Annotated in this window: 12 protein-coding genes; 9 read left to right on the plus strand and 3 right to left on the minus strand. The window is 70.5% G+C overall.

Going from position 1 to position 17401, the window contains the following annotated elements; translation table 11 throughout:
- Positions 1-70: 70 nt before the first annotated feature.
- Together OG798_RS15120 and OG798_RS15125 are read right to left on the minus strand one after the other, a co-directional pair.
- The gene (locus OG798_RS15120) at positions 71-895 is read right to left on the minus strand and encodes an anti-sigma factor (RefSeq protein ID WP_095855503.1); all 825 of its coding nucleotides are present in this window, start codon (positions 893-895) and stop codon (positions 71-73) included.
- A 250-nt stretch (positions 896-1145) separates the two neighbouring features.
- Positions 1146-1688 carry a sigma-70 family RNA polymerase sigma factor gene (locus OG798_RS15125; RefSeq protein ID WP_267061380.1) on the minus strand — a complete coding sequence of 181 codons (543 nt, stop codon included), beginning with the start codon at positions 1686-1688 and terminating at the stop codon, positions 1146-1148.
- A gap of 275 nt (positions 1689-1963) precedes the next feature.
- Here OG798_RS15125 and OG798_RS15130 point away from each other — a divergent pair, with 275 nt between their 5' ends.
- From OG798_RS15130 to OG798_RS15145, 4 genes are all read left to right on the plus strand, one after another.
- Entirely contained in the window at positions 1964-3487 is a 1524-nt protein-coding gene (locus tag OG798_RS15130) for a DUF4331 domain-containing protein (protein WP_095855501.1), read from the plus strand.
- Positions 3488-3626: 139 nt separating this feature from the next.
- Entirely contained in the window at positions 3627-5252 is a 1626-nt protein-coding gene (locus OG798_RS15135; RefSeq protein WP_328757196.1) for a tetratricopeptide repeat protein, read from the plus strand.
- Positions 5249-7063, plus strand: coding sequence for an urease accessory protein UreH domain-containing protein (locus OG798_RS15140; RefSeq protein WP_328757197.1), 1815 nt, complete (start codon positions 5249-5251; stop codon positions 7061-7063). The genes OG798_RS15135 and OG798_RS15140 overlap by 4 nt, the downstream gene beginning before the upstream one ends.
- A gap of 84 nt (positions 7064-7147) precedes the next feature.
- A complete protein-coding gene (locus OG798_RS15145) occupies positions 7148-8803 on the plus strand; it encodes a serine/threonine-protein kinase (protein WP_095855498.1) in 1656 nt (551 codons plus the stop codon).
- Between the two features lie 7 nt (positions 8804-8810).
- On the opposite strand, the gene OG798_RS15150 is transcribed toward OG798_RS15145, so the two are convergent.
- The gene (locus tag OG798_RS15150) at positions 8811-9617 is read right to left on the minus strand and encodes an SGNH/GDSL hydrolase family protein (protein ID WP_075027770.1); all 807 of its coding nucleotides are present in this window, start codon (positions 9615-9617) and stop codon (positions 8811-8813) included.
- A gap of 504 nt (positions 9618-10121) precedes the next feature.
- Between OG798_RS15150 and OG798_RS15155 the strand changes: the two genes are divergently transcribed.
- The 5 genes from OG798_RS15155 (at position 10122) to OG798_RS15175 (ending at position 17384) form a co-directional block, all read left to right on the plus strand.
- Positions 10122-10457: a hypothetical protein gene (locus OG798_RS15155; protein WP_323138707.1), complete on the plus strand. Its 336-nt coding sequence runs from the start codon at positions 10122-10124 to the stop codon at positions 10455-10457.
- Between the two features lie 412 nt (positions 10458-10869).
- The gene (locus OG798_RS15160) at positions 10870-11688 is read left to right on the plus strand and encodes a glycosyltransferase family 2 protein (protein WP_095855496.1); all 819 of its coding nucleotides are present in this window, start codon (positions 10870-10872) and stop codon (positions 11686-11688) included.
- On the plus strand, positions 11685-12728 hold the full coding sequence (locus tag OG798_RS15165) for a glycosyltransferase family 2 protein (protein WP_267061383.1): 1044 nt from the start codon (positions 11685-11687) through the stop codon (positions 12726-12728). Before OG798_RS15160 ends, OG798_RS15165 begins: the two co-directional genes overlap by 4 nt.
- Positions 12725-13525 (plus strand): polysaccharide deacetylase family protein, encoded by an 801-nt coding sequence (locus OG798_RS15170; protein WP_267061384.1) that lies wholly within the window; start codon positions 12725-12727, stop codon positions 13523-13525. Before OG798_RS15165 ends, OG798_RS15170 begins: the two co-directional genes overlap by 4 nt.
- Positions 13518-17384, plus strand: a complete 3867-nt coding sequence (locus tag OG798_RS15175) for a lipopolysaccharide biosynthesis protein (protein ID WP_121416603.1) — start codon at positions 13518-13520, stop codon at positions 17382-17384. The genes OG798_RS15170 and OG798_RS15175 overlap by 8 nt, the downstream gene beginning before the upstream one ends.
- Positions 17385-17401: the final 17 nt, after the last annotated feature.

Raw genomic sequence — 17401 nt, forward strand, 5'->3', positions numbered from 1 at the left:
CCTATCGCTCCCTCGTGGCACTCGTGTATCGCGGTGGCAGGATTCACCTTCCCCGTAAGGGTGTTGACGGTTACTCTCCGAATCCGACCGATTTCAGGGCGAGTTGCGCAACTGGCGAGGTGGTGGGCTGTGTAGAGCCCCCCTGCGGCTCGACGGTGACAGCGAGTGACGTGGCATTGGTGCTCAGTCCGTCGGCTATCAAGGGCGTGTCGCCCTCGAAGAGCCCGAGGGAGCGCGGTTGCACGTTGGGGCGCATGAGCCACAACTGGTGCACGCGCCCCCCTGATGGAGTGGCAAGTCCGCTCAAGGTCACGACGGCGCGCCGCTCCGATGCGGAGGCGACCACTCCGATTCCGCGGCCCTGTGCGTCCCGGTCGCTCGTCGCCCGGGCGTCGGGGGCCGCCAGAACGTGGGCGATCTCACGCGCCTGGGCCCGCTCCTGGTCCAGCTTGTCCTGGGTCTGTGTCGCCTGCACGGCGAAGAGGGACGCCACGACGAGCGCCGCGGCGGCGGTGGCGGTGGAGAGCGGGGCGAGCAGCGACCGGAAGCGCGGGGTCCGGTCGCGCGCGGGCCCGTGCGCCGCGCGCCCACGGGGCACTCCGTTCGGCAACGCCTGCGACGGGTGGGCGGGGTGCGACGGGTCCGGCGCCTCTTGAGGAGTCGTGCGTACGGCGGTCAGGACCCGTTCGCGCAGGGCGGCCGGGGCGGGTGCCGTGGTGGACCAGGCGAGCCGCACCGCGTCCTCGCCCAGCTCCCGCACCTCGGCCGCGCACCGGGGGCAACCCTGCAGATGACGCTCGAAGCGGCGGCGTTCGTCGGGTTCCAGCGCGTCGAGGGCGTAGGGGGCGGCGAGCGAGTGCAGATCGCGGCGCAGCAGACGGTCGAGGACGCTCATACGACGCCTCCCTGGGGGTGTGAGGCGCGGCTGGGCAGTTCCAGGGCGCGGATACGGGGGCGTCGGGAGCCTGGGGGAAGGCGCCGGGGGTGGGGAGCACGGCCCTGGCGGGTGAACTCGGGGTCCGGCTCGGCAGGCCGGCAGATGAACCCTTGATCCGGCACGGCGGGCTGACGGGCGAACTCCTGATCCGGCGCGGCAGGCTGACGGGCCGGCCCGCCGTCCCCGTGGCGCGGTGTCCGACGCGCGCTCATGCCACACCTCCCAGGCAGTGGCGCAAGCGTGTCAGTCCGTCGCGCATACGTGTCTTGACCGTGCCGAGCGGCAGGGAGAGGCGTTCGGCGACTTCGCGATAGGTGTAGCCGTCGTAGTAGGCGAGGGTGACGGACTGCCGTTGCAGAGTGGTCAGCCGCTCCAGGCAGCGGCGCACCCACTCGCGTTCGAGCCCGGCCTCCACCTCCTCGGCGACCTGGTCGAAGGCGGGATGATGGGCGCGCTGCCCCTCACGCTGCTCGCGTTCGGTGGCCGCGCGGGCGCTGCGAACCCGGTCGACGGCCCGGCGGTGCGCGAGGGTGAGGATCCAGGACAGGGCACTGCCCCGGCCGGGGTCGAACCGCGCGGCGGAGCGCCAGAGTTCGAGCAACACCTCCTGGGCCACCTCCTCCGACTGGGCCACGTCCCGCACCACACGGCGTACGAGTCCGAACACGGGTCCGGACACCTGCCCGTACAGCTCCTCGAATGCCGTCTGGTCGCCTCTGGCCACGAGCACCAGAAGTTCGTCCGCCTCCACTCGTTCCCCCCTCTCCGGCCGCGCGCGGCCTGTCCCCGCACCTACATCTTCGCAGCGCGAGCTCACTCGGATGGGTTACGGATCAGGACGGCGAAAAAACGGGTCGGTTGCCAAAGAGTGATGAGAGGTCAGTGAGAGCGCCGTGAAAGAAACCTGGCCCGTCGATGAAACGAGCCGCGAAACCCGCCGTAAGAACGTTTGGGATTCGACCAATCCACCCCGGCGACCGCTCCGAATGGCGTGCGTCAGGCAATTGGGATCTGAGGACGGACGGCATGACACCTATCTCCAGGAGTGGCTTGGGACGCAGGAGTCTCGCGACCCTCGTCTGCGGTGCGCTGGCTGCCGGGGGGCTCGTAGCCGCCGGCGTAGCTGCGCTGGACCCCGGGGCGGCCTCCGCCTCCAGTCACCGGGAGGCCCCGCTCATCTCGGGCACTCCCCAGTACGACAACACCGACCTGTACGCGTTCGTCAGCCCGGACAAGCCGGACACGACGACCGTCATCGCGAACTTCATACCCTTCGAGGAGCCGGCCGGCGGGCCGAACTTCTACACGTTCGCCGACGACGCGCAGTACGACATCCACATCGACAACGACGGTGACGCGCAGAGCGAGCTGGTGTACCGGTACACCTTCAAGACGCACCGCAAGAACGGCGACACGTTCCTCTACAACACGGGTCCGGTCAACAGCCTGGACGACCCGGACCTGAACATCACGCAGACCTACGACATCGATCTGCTGCGGCTGCACAAGCAGAAGGTGATCTCCAAGACGAAGGTCGCGGACGACATCCCGGTCGCGCCGTCGAACGTCGGCAAGGCGTCGATGCCCGACTACACGAAGCTGCGCAACCAGGCCGTGTACAAGCTCGCGGGTGACTCGACGACCTTCGCCGGCCAGGCGGACGACCCCTTCTTCGCCGATCTGCGGGTCTTCGACCTGCTGTACGGCGGCAACCTGTCCGAGGTCGGGCGGGACACGCTCAAGGGCTACAACGTCAACACGCTGGCCCTGCAGGTGCCCAACTACATGATCCAGGAGTCGTCGCACCAGCCGATCGTCGGCATCTGGTCCACCGTCCAGCGCAAGGACGCCCGCGGCTACTACACCCAGGTCTCGCGCCTGGGCAGCCCGCTGGTCAACGAGGTCGTCAACCCGCAGAAGGACAAGGACAAGTTCAACGCGTCCTCGCCCTGGGAGGACGCGCAGTTCCTGAAGAACGTCACCAACCCGGAGCTGCCCAAGCTCATCGAGGCGATCTACAAGATCAAGGCGCCCGCCGAGCCGCGCAACGACCTGGTCGACGTGTTCCTGAAGGGTGTGAAGGGTCTCAACCAGCCGCCCAAGGTGACTCCGGCGGAGGAGCTGCGGCTCAACACCTCGATCAAGCCGAGCATGCATCCCAAGCGGCTCGGTGTGCTCGACGGCGACAAGGCGGGCTTCCCGAACGGACGTCGGCTCGCCGACGACGTGATCGATGCCTCGCTGCGGGTCGTCGAGGGTGAACTCCTGGGCCAGAAGACCGGTCTGTCGGACTCGGTCGACAAGAACGACAAGAGCTTCGAGAAGTCGTTCCCGTACGTGGCCGAGCCCACCTCGGGTTCGCGTGGAGCGCTGGCGAAGGGCGCCGGAAGCGACGTCAAGAACCAGCTGGGTGACGCCCTGCAGACGGGCTCCGGCAGCACCAACGTCATGCTGATCGCGGGGTCCGCGGCGGCGGGCGTGGCCGGGGTCCTGCTGATCGGCGCCGGCGTCATGTGGTGGCGCCGCCGCATGTACAACCGGGCCTACTGACCGGCCTTGGCGACCGGGCCCGTTGACCGGGCCCGGTCCACCGACTGGCGCGGCCCGCACCCCACCACCCCCCACACCGCGGGCCGCGCCGCCCCACCCCCACGACGACCGTTCACCCCAAGGACTTTGAGGAGAGGGCATGTCCCCGCGTACGAACGAGAGCGCGCCGGAGGGCGAGCCCGACGAGGTGACGACGGCCGACCCACAGCCTCCGCACGACGCTTCCGAGCCGGAGCCAGAGCCCGAGCCCGAAGCCGAGCTGCTGGTGGCCGAGGATCACTTGCCCGAGCCCGAAGCCAAGCTGCTGGTGGCCGAGGATCACTTGCCCGAAGCCGAAGCCGAGCCGCCCGTGCCCGAAGACCACTCGTCCGTGGCGGAAGACCAGCTGCCCGTGGTCGATGAACGCGTCGCCGCCGTCCGGCGGGTGTCCGCCTCGACACGTCGCTGGCGGGCGGTCCAACTCGGCCTCTGCGCCGCCTCGTTGGCTCTCGCTCTCACCGCCGGGGCCGTGATCGTCGGAGCCCTGCGGGACGGCTCGGGCACCGCGGTCGCCGCCACGACCGGCGCCGTGTCACCGGAGTTGCTGGCCGGCGGGGACCTCGACGCCAACATCACCTCGCTGCAGGCCCATCTCCGCACCCAGCCCAAGGACTTCGACAGCTGGGCCACCCTCGGACTCGCGTACGTCGAGCAGGCCCGCACCAAGGGCGACCCCTCCCGCTACCCCCAGGCGCAGCAGGCACTGGACCGCTCCCTGAAGCTGCGTCCCGACAACGAGTCGGCGCTCGCCGGCCGCGCCGCCCTCGCCGCGGCGCGGCACGACTTCACCGACGCCCTGACCTACGCGGACAAGGTGCTCAAGGAGAACCCGTACAGCGAGCGCGCCCTCTCCTCCCGTATCGACGCGCTCGTCGAACTCGGCCGCTACGCCGACGCCTCGGAGGCCGCCGACCTGGCCGACTCGCGCCGACCGGGCGTCCCCGTCTTCACCCGGTACGCCTACGTCCACGAGCTGCGCGGCGATGTGAAGACCGCCCGCCGCGTCCTTCAGCAGGCGCTCGACACGGCGCCGAGCCGGGGGGACGTCTCGTACGTGGCGGCGGCGCTCGGCCAACTCGCCTGGCACCAGGGCGACTACGACTCCGCACTGAAGTACTACGCCCGAGCCCTGGCCGCCGACGACAGCTACCTCCCCGCGCTCGAAGGCCGCGCCCGCGCCCAGGCCGCGAAGGGCGACCAGGCGGCGGCGATCAAGGGTATGGAGCAGGTCGTGGAGCGCTATCCGCTCCCCCAACCGCTCGTCGAACTCGGTGAGTTGTACGAGGCGCGCGGCCAGGCCGGCGACGCGCAGAAGGCCCGTGACCAGTACGCCCTGGTGACCGCCTGGGTCTCGCTGGCCCACTCCTACGGTGTCAACGCCGACCTGGACACCGCCCTCGCCGCCGCCGACCACGGCAACCGGGGCGACGCGCTCAAGGCGGCCCGCGCCGAGTGGGCCCGCCGCCACACCGTGCACACGGCGGACGCGCTCGCCTGGGCGCTGCACGTCAACGGCCGCGACAAGGAAGCTCTGCCGTACGCCCGCCAGGCCACGGCCACCGGCTACCGCAACGCGTCCTTCCTCTACCACCGCGGCATGATCGAGCGCGCCACCGGTCACGAGAAGGAGGCCCGCGCCTCGCTGAAGTCGGCCCTCGACCTGAACGCGGGCTTCTCACCCCTGGGTGCCCGTGCGGCTCGCAAGGCTCTGGGGGAGGGCAAGTGAGGCCCGCTCGAACGCGCGGCCCGCGGGCGAAGTCCCCGCGGGGGAGGTCGCGTCGGCTGTTCGCCTCCTGCGCGGCCGTCCTCACCGCCGCCTGCGCCCTCGTCCTCGTCCCCACCGGGGCCGCGAGCGCGCATCCGCTCGGCAACTTCACCGTCAACCGGTACGACGGACTCGTCGCCGCCCCCGGACGGCTGCGCGTCGACCACGTCGAGGACCTCGCCGAGATCCCGGCCACCCAGGCCAAGCCCGACCTCGAGAAGCTCGGTATGACGGACTGGGCCCGGCAGCGCTGCGAGACGGCCGCGAACGGCAGCAAGGTCACCGTCGACGGGCGTCCGACCGCGCTCTCCGTCGACACGAGCCGAGCGAAGCTGCGCCCCGGACAGGCCGGGCTCAACACCCTGCGGGTGGAGTGCCGGTTGACGGCCGCGCTGCCCAAGCAGGGCACCGTCTCACTCGGCTTCCACAGCGCCGGTGCCGACCGGGGACCCGGCTGGCGCGAGATCACCGCGCGCGGCGACCGGATGACGCTCACCGCCTCGGACGTACCGACCAAGTCGGTGTCGCGCGAACTGACGAGTTACCCCAAGGCACTGCTCTCCTCCCCCGCCGACACCGCGACCGCGTCCCTGCGGATTCGCCCCGGCGGCCCCGCCCTCGTCGAGGAGCGGACGCAGGCCCCCGGCGCCTCCGTGCTGCCCCGGGGCGCCGACCGCTGGACCGAGGCGCTGAACAACCTGGTGGCCCGCCATCACCTCACCGTCGGCTTCGCCGCGCTGGCCCTGCTCATCTCCGTGTTCCTGGGCGCCATGCACGCGCTCGCGCCCGGTCACGGCAAGACCCTGATGGCCGCGACGGCCGCGGCGCGCGGCGGCAATGCGGGGCTGCGGGACGTCCTGCCGCTGGCCGCCTCCGTCACGGTCACCCACACCCTGGGCGTGGTCGCCCTCGGCCTCCTGGTGACGGCCGGTTCGGCCGCGGCGCCCTCCGTGATCGCGTGGCTCGGCATCGCCAGCGGCGTCCTGGTGACCTTCGCGGGTGCCACGCTCGTACGCCGGGCCTGGCGCAACCGTCCGCGGCGACCCGGACTTGAGCACGCCCACGCCCACGACCACGCTCACGGACACGCGCACGACCATGACCACCACGCGCACAGCCACGCTGACAACAACGAGCACGAGCACGGCCACGAGCACGCCGTAGAGCGCGAACGCCCCCTGGTCCTCGCCCACGCCCACGCGTCCGCCGCGACGGCAACGGCGACGGCGACGGACAGCAAGCCGCACACTCACGGACACGAGCGCGGACATTCCCACGACCACGGCCATTCCCACGACCACGACCATGCCCATGGCCACGACCACGCGCACCCTCACCCCCACCCCCACTCGCACTCCCACGACCCCGCCGTCTCCCCCACCCTCGAACACACCCACGGCGGCTTCACCCACACCCACGAGGTGGCCCCCACCCTTCGCGGGACGATCCTGCTCGGATTCGCCGGCGGACTCGTGCCCAGCCCCTCCGCCGTGGTCGTCCTGGTGGGCGCGGCGGCGCTGGGACAGGCGTGGTTCGGCCTACTTCTCGTCCTGGCGTACGGCGTCGGTCTCGCCCTGACGCTCACGGCGGCCGGGTTCGCCGTCGTCAAACTGGGCGACGGCATGAACCGTGCGCTGGCGAAGCGTCCCCGGTGGGCCGGTGGACCGACCGCGGCCCTGATCCGCAGGACCGCCCCCCTGGGCTCGGCGTTGATCGTCGTCGCTCTTGGGGCTGGATTGGTGTTCAAGGGGGCGGCATCCGCACTCGGCTGAGCTACTTTTGGGGAGAAATCGCGCGAAGAGACATCGTGAAGAGACATCACGCGGATGCACAGCGGATACGAATGGGGGACACCCGTGTCCGAAGAGCCGGGCAGTGAACGTGTGATCGCGGGCCGCTACCGCCTCCTCTCCCCCTTGGGCGAGGGCGGTATGGGGACCGTGTGGCGCGCCCGTGACGAGGTGCTGCACCGCGAGGTCGCCGTCAAGGAGGTCCGTGCGCCCGCCGGGATCCCGGCGCACGACGTGGAGCGGATGTACGCCCGGCTGGAGCGCGAGGCGTGGGCCGCGGCCCGGGTCGCGAACCGCAATGTGGTGACGGTGTACGACGTGGCGACGCAGGACGGCCGCCCCTGGATCGTCATGGAACTCGTCCGTGGCATCGCCCTGTCCGACCTGCTGGACTCCGAGGGCCCGCAGTCGCCGCAGCGCGCCGCCGACATCGGCGCCGAGGTGCTCTCCGCCCTGCGGGCCGCGCACGAGGCCGGGGTGCTGCACCGCGATGTGAAACCGGCGAACGTGCTGCTGTCGAACGAGGGCCGGGTCGTCCTCACGGACTTCGGTATCGCGACGGTCGAGGGCAGTTCGGCGCTGACGATGACGGGCGAGGTCATCGGTTCGCCCGAGTTCCTCGCCCCCGAGCGGGCCCTCGGCCGTACGCCCGGGCCCGAGTCCGACCTGTGGTCGCTCGGTGTCCTGTTGTACGCGACGGTCGAGGGCAACTCGCCCTTCCGTCACAACACCCCGCTGAGCACGCTGCGGGCCATCGTCGACGAGCCGCTGCCGCCGCCGCGCCGCGCGGGGCCGCTCGCGCCCGTGATCGAGGGTCTGCTGAGGAAGGACCCGGCCGAGCGGCTGAGCGCCGCGCAGGCGGAGAGCGATCTGCGGCTCGTCGCCGCGGGCGGCTTCCCGGCCGCGGGACCGCCGTCGCCGACCGCCCAGTCGCCGACGATCTCCTCGTTCTCCCAGCCCGCGCAGCCGCCGCCGGGATTCGGACCTCCCATGCAGCCGTCCCGGACCTCTCCGCAGGGACCGCAGCCGGGATACACGCCGTATCCGCCGCACACCGACACCCCCACCTCCACGGAGCCCGTACGCAACCGGCGCGCGGCCGCCGCCGTGATCGCGGGCGTGATCGCGCTCGCGCTCGCGCTGGGCGGACTGACGTACGCCTTGGTGAACCGTGACAACGGCGGCGGGAGCAGCAACGACAGCAGCGGAAGTGGTACCAAGAGCGGTTCCGACGGCGGGAGTTCGCCGTCCGCGAGCAGCAGCAAGGGCAAGACGGCCGCTCCGGGCGGCTCCACTCCCTCGGCCAGTCCGTCGAGCAGCGCTTCTGCGAGCTCGCCGCCGGCCCAGTCCGTGCAGGTGACGGTCGCGGGCGCGCACACCGACTACTCCGGTTCCTGCCCGCCGCCCCAGGCCCAGGCGCCGACCTTCACGGCGACCTTCACGGTGGGCCGTGTACCGGTGGACGTCCAGTACCGCTGGGTGTTGAAGACGGGCGAGGTGTCCGACCCGGGCTGGAAGACCCTGTCGTTCTCGTCGGACGGTGGCAGGACCAAGCAGAAGTCGATCTTCTTGACGACGTACAACGCGAGCGGGATCTTCCAGAACGAGATCAGCGTGGAGGTGCGCAGCCCCGTCCGGACGACGTCCAACTCGGTGCCGTTCTCGGTGACGTGTGTGACGGAGACCCCGTCGGACGAGGCCTCCGCTTCCACGTCTCCGTGAGGGGCGGTCAGGCGGCCGAGGTGAAGACCGGCAGATAGCCGCCGGAGTGGCCGGCCGCGGTGGGGTGGTACGACTCGGTGATGTTCAGCAGGTTCAGGCTGTGCAGCCAGGCGCTGCCGGAGCAGAGCTCGTGACCGGTGAAGGTGCTCCTGACGTCGCCGAAGGTGAAGCCGTGGTCGGCGGCGCGCTTGGCGATGGCACTGTCCAGGTAGTCGGCGGCGCCGTTGATCGCGGCGCGCTTGGTGTCGGAGAGGCCGAGGCAGGTCGCGCCCAGTTTGTAGAACCTGGGGTAGCCGAGGACGACCACGTGGGCGGCGGGCGCCTTCGAGCTGATCGCGGAGTAGACGGAGTCGAGTTGGCCGGGGAGCGTGGAGTCGACGTATGCCTTGGCGGTGGCGATGCGGGACAGACAGCCGCTGTCGGACTGGAGCACGCACGTCGTCATGACGTCCGCGAAGCCCGCGTCGTTGCCGCCGATGCTGAGGGAGACGAGGCCGGTGGAGGAACTGAGCGGGCCCAGCTGGTTCGCCAGGACGTCACCCGTACGGGCGCCCGAGCAGGCCGTGAAGTCGAACGACGAGGGTGAATGGGCGGCGGCCCAGAGGTAGGGGTACGCCTTCGTGCTGCGCAAGCAGTCGCCGCTGGAGCTGATGTAGCTGCCCGCGCCGACACCGGACGAATAGGAGTCGCCGAGGGCCACATACCCGGTGGCCGCGACGGTTCCGGACGCCTGCGCCGTCGCGGCCCCGGTAAGGGCGACGCCGACGGCGAGGAGGAGTGAGGTCACGTATGCCGTAATTCGGGAACGTCTCATGGAACCTCCCTTTAGCAGGATCTCTGCCACAACTGTCGTAGCAGCTACGCGTGTTGACAGGAAGTGTCCATGCCAAGACTTTTCGCCCCCCGCGGCGGTCGCCCGTCGTGATGACGGGGCGTCAACTCCCTTGAGCCACACCCTTGGACGGCCGTACAACGGCCGTGCGCCGATACGGATCGCGCCGAAGATCGCGCCGGAGATCGCCCCGCGAGGCCTCAACCCGCCCGCCCCACAGCGCGGTTCCCCGGAGGCGGCCGGCGCCTCCGGGGAACACGCGGTGAACACTCGCGTCACATGTTTGAAGTCGGCCAAGAAGCCCCCATGGGCGCCTACCGCATCTTGACGGCCCCCAGCCCGCTGCGCGACATTGAAGCCCGGCATCCGGCGCTTCGGGGGGCAAAGTCGCCAATGCAGACCATAGGTATCAAGTCACCTTCGTCAGACAGTGACCAGCGGTCGGGACAGGATCCGGGGAGGGACCTGGTCCCACTGCTCGTGGGCATGGCGGTGGCCGTCGCGGGGGTCGGCGCGGTACTCGCGCTCGCCGACGCGGGCTCTTCCCTGCGCGGCCCGTTCACGCTCTTCTTCCTGCTCGCCGCACCGGGAGCCGCCATCGGGGTCGCGCTGCGCGGGCTGGATCCCTTCGCCCGCACGGTGGTGTCCGTCGCGGGAGCGATCGCCGTCGACCTCCTTGTCGCCCAGGGCATGCTGGCGGTGCACCGGTGGTCGGTCCGTGGCGGAATCGTTGCCGTGACGGCGATCAGCTCTCTCGTTCTCCTGTTGGTGGTGGCACGACGACTGCGCAAGCGGATGGGGAAAATCCGTTCGAGTCGTTAGGTAACGGCCAAACCAACAAAAACGTGAGGCGTCGTTCCAGGCCTTGCCATATGGGCGCAATCGTCAATACCGTCATACATCTCACCCGCATCGGACCATCACGCACATGCGATCTAGGGGAGGGCTCAAGATCGCGAAGAGGGTCCGGCGCGGGGCGCGGTAGGGGGGTGCCGTGCTCGGTGACCACACTTGTGCCGAGTCGTGCCGCGCGACCGGTTTCCGCATCCGGAATTCCGTCCTCGGGCTTCCGTCTTCGGACTTCCGCCTTCGGAATCGGCCAGCTTTGCCAGCTCACCCGGCATGCACGGAGATCCATTTCGTCATGCCGTAAGTGAGAACCCCCCTTTCGAACCGGACTAAAAGCCGGACCGCCCAGGGGCGGGCGGTCCACCGGACGAGAGGGACCAGACTCATGAGCTCAGTCCTGCGCCCAGCCGTATCGGGCGAAGATCCGTTAATGGCCGGCAAATACCGGCCGATCTCCTCTCACCTGGCCATCGCGCCACCGGTGAGTGTCGTGATTCCCGCCATGAATGAGGCGGAGAACCTCCCGTACGTCTTCAAGACCCTTCCCGCCTGGATACACGAAGTGGTTCTTGTCGACGGCAATTCCACCGACGACACGGTCGAGGTGGCCCGTGAACTGTGGCCCGACGTCAAGGTCGTCACGCAGCAGGGAAAGGGCAAGGGCGACGCCCTGATCACCGGATTCGAGGCGTGCACCGGCGACATCATCGTGATGGTCGACGCGGACGGCTCGGCCGACGGCCACGAGATCGTGTCGTATGTGTCCGCGCTGGTGTCCGGGGCGGACTTCGCCAAGGGCTCGCGGTTCGCCAACGGCGGCGGCACCTCCGACATGACACCGATCCGCAAGCTGGGCAACCGAGTGCTGTGCGCGGCCGTCAACGCCAAGTTCGGCGCCCGCTACACCGACCTCTGCTACGGCTACAACGCGTTCTGGCGGCACTGCCTGGACCAGATCGAACTCGACTGCACCGGCTTCGAGGTCGAGACCCTGATGAACATCCGGGTGGTCAAGGCCGGGCTCAAGGTGCAGGAGATACCCAGCCACGAGTACCTCCGCATCCACGGCACGAGCAATCTGCGGGCCGTGCGGGACGGGTTCCGGGTGCTCAAGGTGATCATGGGTGAGCGTTCCAACCGGCGTGCTCTGCGCCGCAGGCCGCACGCCGCCCAGCTCGACTCGGGCCAGGGAGAGGTGTCTTGAGCAGTCCCGACATCTCTGTGGTGATCTGCGTCTACACCGAGGACCGCTGGGAGGACATCCTCGCGGCGGTCTCCTCGGTGCGGGCGCAGTCGCTGCCCGCCCTGGAGACGCTCCTCGTCGTGGACCACAACCCCACCCTGCTCGACCGGCTGAGCAGGGAGTACAAGGAGACCGACGCGGTACGGGTGCTCGCCAACGCGGGCCCGCGCGGCCTGTCCGCGGGCCGCAACACCGGGATCGCCGTCGCGCACGGCGAGATCATCGCGTTCCTCGACGACGACGCCGTGGCCGAGCGCGACTGGCTGCGCCACTTCGCCTCGGGATACGCCGACCCACGGGTCATGGCCGTCGGCGGCCGTACGATGCCGATCTGGGCGTCGGGACGCCGGCCCGCCTGGTTCCCCGAGGAGTTCGACTGGGTGGTGGGCTGCACGTACAAGGGGCTGCCGCCGGGCCGGGTCCAGGTCCGCAACGTCCTGGGCGGAAACGCTTCTTTCCGTCGTACGGCGTTCGACACGGCGGGCGGCTTCGCGACCGGCATCGGCCGCGACGGCGACAAGCGTCCGCTGGGCTGTGAGGAGACGGAGCTGTGCATCCGCCTCACCCGCGCCCGCCCGGACGCGATCCTGCTGATCGACGACCGCGCGGTCATCCACCACCGGGTACCGGAACCACGCGAGCACTTCGCCTACTTCCGCACCCGCGCCTACGCCGAGGGCCTCTCCAAGGCCCTGGTCGCCCGGAGCGTCGGCGCCGACAAGGGCCTCGAGTCGGAGCGCCGCTACACGACCCGCGTCCTGCCCGCCGGGGTGGCCCGCGGACTGCGCGACGCCCTGCTCGCCCGCCCGGGCGGCGCGGGCCGCGCGGGCGCCATCGTGGCCGGTGTCCTGACGGCGGCCGGCGGGTACGTGCTCGGCAGCGTCCGGGCCCGCAGGGGCGGCGCCACGTTCACCGTGGCCGAGATCGAGAACGGGACCGAGAGCGGTCCGGGACGCGAGGGGGCGGCGGGCCGGGTGCACGAGGGAGGTGCGGGCCGGTGAACGACACCCCCGTACCCATCCTCATGTACCACTCCATCGCCGCCGCACCCAATGACGCGACGCGTGAACTGTCCGTCGGACCCGAGGCGTTCGCCGAGCAGATGGCGCTGCTCGGGGACCAGGGGTTCACCCCCGTCGACACGGCGGCGCTGGCGGCGCGGTGGCGGTCCGGCGGACCGCTGCCGGAGCGACCCGTGCTGATCACCTTCGACGACGGTTACGAGGGCGTGCACCGGCACGGGCTGCCCGTGCTGGCCAAGCACGGCTTCGCCGCCACGCTGTTCGTCTCGACGGGGTGGATCAAGGGCGCGTACGACACCGGAGGCGGCCTCGACGCCATGCTGAGCTGGGCTCAGGTGCGCGAACTCGCCGCCGAGCAGGTCGAGATCGGCGGGCACAGCCACACACACCCGCAGCTGGACCAGCTCTCCGACGACGCGCTCCGGTTCGAGGTGCTGCGCTGCAAGGAGATCATCGCCGACGAGCTGGGCAGCCGCCCGGCCTCGTTCGCGTACCCCTACGGCTACTCCAGCCGCCGGGTGCGCCAGATGGTGCGGGAGACGGGCTTCGCCCAGTCGCTCGCCGTAGGCAACGGTCTGGCGCGCCGCCGCCAGGGCCCGTACGCCCTGCAACGCGTGACCGTGCGCCGCAGCACCGGTATCGAGGAGTTCGAGCGGCTCGTCGAGGGCCGCGCGATCACCCGCAATTTCGTCCGGGACCGCGCCCTCACCAAGGGGTACGCCATGGTCCGAAGAGCACGACAGGTCCGGCGGAAGGCCATCCGTTCCCGTGTCTGACACGACGACCACAGCCCAGGCTTCATCGCCCACCGCCGAGGCGCCCGAGCAGCGGCCCGGGCGCCGCCTCCGCCTGCCCGGCCGGGGCCGCAAGGACGGCGGCGGAGGCAACCAACTCTTCCGCAACGCCTACGCCCTGATGCTCAACACCGGGATCTCCGCGGTGCTCGGGCTCGGCTACTGGCTGGTCGCCGCCCGCTACTACTCCGACACCGCGGTCGGCCAGGGCTCCGCCGCGATCGCCGCGATGAAGCTCCTCGCGGGCCTGACCGCGGTGACCCTGACCGGAGCCCTGGCCCGCTTCATCCCCGTCGCGGGCCGCGCCACCGGACGCCTCATCTTCCGTACGTACGCGGGAAGTTCGGTGGTCGTGGCGCTGGCCGCCGTGGTCTTCCTACTGACGCTGAACGCATGGGGACCCTCGTACCGCTTCCTGCACGGCCCGCTCAACGGCCTCGGCTTCATCCTGGCGGTCGTCGCCTGGTCGCTGCTGACCCTGCAGGACGGCGTGCTGACCGGACTGCGCAGCGCGCTCTGGGTGCCGGTGGGCAACACCGTGTTCTCCGCGGTGAAGCTGGCGCTGCTCATCGGGCTCGCCGCCGCGATCCCGACGACGGGTGTCTTCGTCTCCTGGGTCGCCGCGATCGCCCTGTCGGTGGTACCGCTCGGCCTGCTGGTCTTCCGGCGGCTGGTCCCCCGGCACATCAAGGCGACCGAGGAACGCGCGAACCCGCCCACGCTCAAGGAGGTCGGACGCTTCCTCGCCGGCGACTACACCGGCTCGCTCTTCTCGCTCGCCGTCGTCTATCTCGTGCCGGTGATCGTCGCCTCGCAGGTCAGCTCCTCCGACAACGCGTACTTCTACATCACCACGACGATCGGCGGCACGGTCAACCTGCTCGCCATCAACATGGGCGCCTCGCTGACCGTCGAGGGCTCGCACGACCCCGCGCGGCTCGCCGCGAACACCCGGGCCGCGATCAAGCGCATGACGCGGATCATGCTGCCCGTGTGCGGACTGCTGTTCGTCGGGGCGCCGTTCATCCTGCACGTGTTCGGCGACGGCTACGCGCACGCGGCGACCCCGCTGCTGCGCTGGTTCGCGGTCGGCGCGCTGCTGCGGGTCGTCATGGAGACGTACTTCGCGGTGCTGCGCGCCCAGAGCCGCACCTCCGGACTCGCCTATCTGCAGGGCCTGCTGTGCGTCCTGGTCCTCGGCCTGACGGTGATCCTGCTGCCCCGGATGGGCCTGACCGGGGCGGGCGTCGCGGAGATCTCCAGCCTCGCGGTGATCGTGTCGATCGCCGCGCCCAAGCTGTTCAAGATCGTACGGACCGCGCCGCCCGCCGAACTCCCGGCGGGCGCAGCGCCGGACGGGGACCTCGCCGACCTGGGTGCGCGCGACGTGGCCGCGGCGAAGCCGCGCGAGGCGAAGCGGGGGCCCGCCTGGGCCCTCGACTCCGACACCCTCGCCCTCGGCGTGCACGTCGACTTCGACCACCAGGAACGCCGCCCGGACGTCCGCCCGGGCCCCGGCACCCCACCCACGGGCACACCCAAGGCACGCCCGGACCACCGCCCGACCTGGGCGCTCAAGCCGCAACCGCCCTCAGTGGGTCTGCCGGTGGAGGCGCGGGAGCCGGGCTCGGAGGCTTCCCTGGGCCCGGCGGAGGCCCCGGAAGTCGACGCTCCCTTCGAGACGGACGGTTCGGACAGCGCCCCGACAGGGGCGCGGGGCGGGACATCAAGCGGCTCCGCCGCGTGGGCGCGATCAGCCACCACCGACCCGCAGCCGGCAGACGACACAACCCCACCACCCCCACCACCCCTCCGTGAACGCCTACGACACCCCTCCAAACCCGGCGTGCTCCTCGGCTTCCTGCTGATCTCCGCACTGCTCCTCTACTGGGTCCCGGCACTGGGCCTCGACGACGCCTCCCTCGACAAGATGGGCGGCCTCGGCCTCATCTCCGTCCTGCCGCTGCCCACCCTGATCGGCGCGGCTCTCCTGATCACGGTCTTCGCCTCGCTGCTCTGGATGAACCGCGAGCACAGGGGCCTGCTGCTCATCACCCTGCTCGCCACCGTGATCTCCCTGCACGCGCTCCCCGCGGTCATCGAGACCGAGCCACGGTTCGCCACCGCCTGGCAGCACCTCGGCTTCATCGACTACATCGACCGCACCGGGTCCGCAGTGCCCGACCTGGACGCCCGCTGGAGCTGGCCGGGCTTCTTCGCGGGGGCCGCGTTCGTCGCCAAGGCCTGCGGTGTCAGCGACCTCACCGAGGTGATCCGCTGGTGGCCGCTGACCATGCAGCTGCTCTACCTGGCCCCGATGTTCCTGCTCGTGCGTTCGATGCGGGCGAGCTGGCGCGCCAAGTGGACCGGCATCTGGATCTTCGTGCTGAGCGGCTGGGTGGGCCAGGACTACTTCTCCCCCCAGGGCTTCACCTACCTCCTCTACCTCGTCTTCGTGGCGATCCTCCTGGTGTGGTTCCGGGCGCCGCGTGTGCTGTGGGCGAAGGTGCGCCCGGGCGAGGCGGAGGTCGAGGCGACCGACCGGCGCCAGCGGGCCGTGCTCCTCATGGTGCTGATCGGCCTGTTCGCGGCGAGCGTCCCGGCACACCAGCTCACCCCGTTCGTGATGCTCGGAGTGCTCGCGGTCCTCGTCCTCGCGGGCCGCTGCGAACTGCGCGGGCTGCCGATCCTGTTCGCCGTGCTGGTCTGCGTCTGGATCGGCTTCATGGCCGAGCCGTACTGGTCGGGGCACTTCAACGACCTGTTCGGCGGGGTCGGCGGCGTCGGCAGCAATGTGTCGACCTCCGTCTCCGGCCGTATCCAGGGCGGCAGTTCGACACACAAACTCGTCCTCTACGCGCGCGTGCTGCTCGCCGGCGGGGTGATGGCCTTCGCCTGCTGGGGCTGGTGGCGACGGCGCGACCACAAGTACCGCGAGCGGTCGCTGATCGTCCTGACCTTCGTCCCGTTCCTGGGCTTCGGCATGCAGTCGTACGGCGGCGAGATGGCCCTGCGGGTCTTCATGTTCGCCCTGCCGGGGGCGGCGCTGCTGGCCGGCCTCGCCCTCTTCCCGCGCACCGGCGTCACCGCGAAGGAACGGGAGAAGGACCGGGTGAGCCTCGCCCCGCTGGCCGCGGCCATGGCGGGTCTGCTGCTCATGGGTGGCTTCCTGGTGGCCCGTTGGGGCAACGAGTCCTTCGAGCGGATCCGGCCGGGCGAGGTCACGGCCATGAACTACGTGTACGCGCACGACAAGCCGACCGTACGGCTGCTGTGGCTGAGCAACGACACGGTCAACAACGTGACGCCCGCGATGCCGTGGGGCACCCGGGACATGGAGAAGGTGCAGTACGTGCCGACGCTGGCACCCAGCGACCCGGTGCTGGTGTCCGGGCTGGTCAAGTCGCTCAAGGACGCCGGCCCGAACTCGTACCTGATGATCAACCGCAGTCAGGTGGTCTACCTCCAGATGGACGTGGGCTACTCGGCGACCTGGGAGTCGCGGCTCATCCGCAACCTCGACGACCGGCAGGACCTGAAGAAGGTCCTCGTCAACGACGACGTGACGATGTACGCGCTGGGCAAGCAGCCCGCGGGCAAGGTGCCCGAGCCCGATCCGGGACCGATCGGTCCGCTGGTCACCTGGACACCGTGGTCGGTCGTCGGCGCGCTGGCGGCGGTGGCGCTCATCATCATGCTGGCGGCGCGGGAGGTCGTACGGGTCGCGGTGCGGCCGAGTGTGCGGCAGCTGCGGTGGCTGCAGAGCAGCTTCTGGTTCTCGCTGCCGCTGCTGGCGGTGCTGCTGGCCTCGCTCGTACAGCGGTTCCTGACCATGAAGTAGCACAAGGTCCAGCCAGG

This window comes from Streptomyces sp. NBC_00271 (genome assembly GCF_036178845.1).
Classification (GTDB): domain Bacteria; phylum Actinomycetota; class Actinomycetes; order Streptomycetales; family Streptomycetaceae; genus Streptomyces.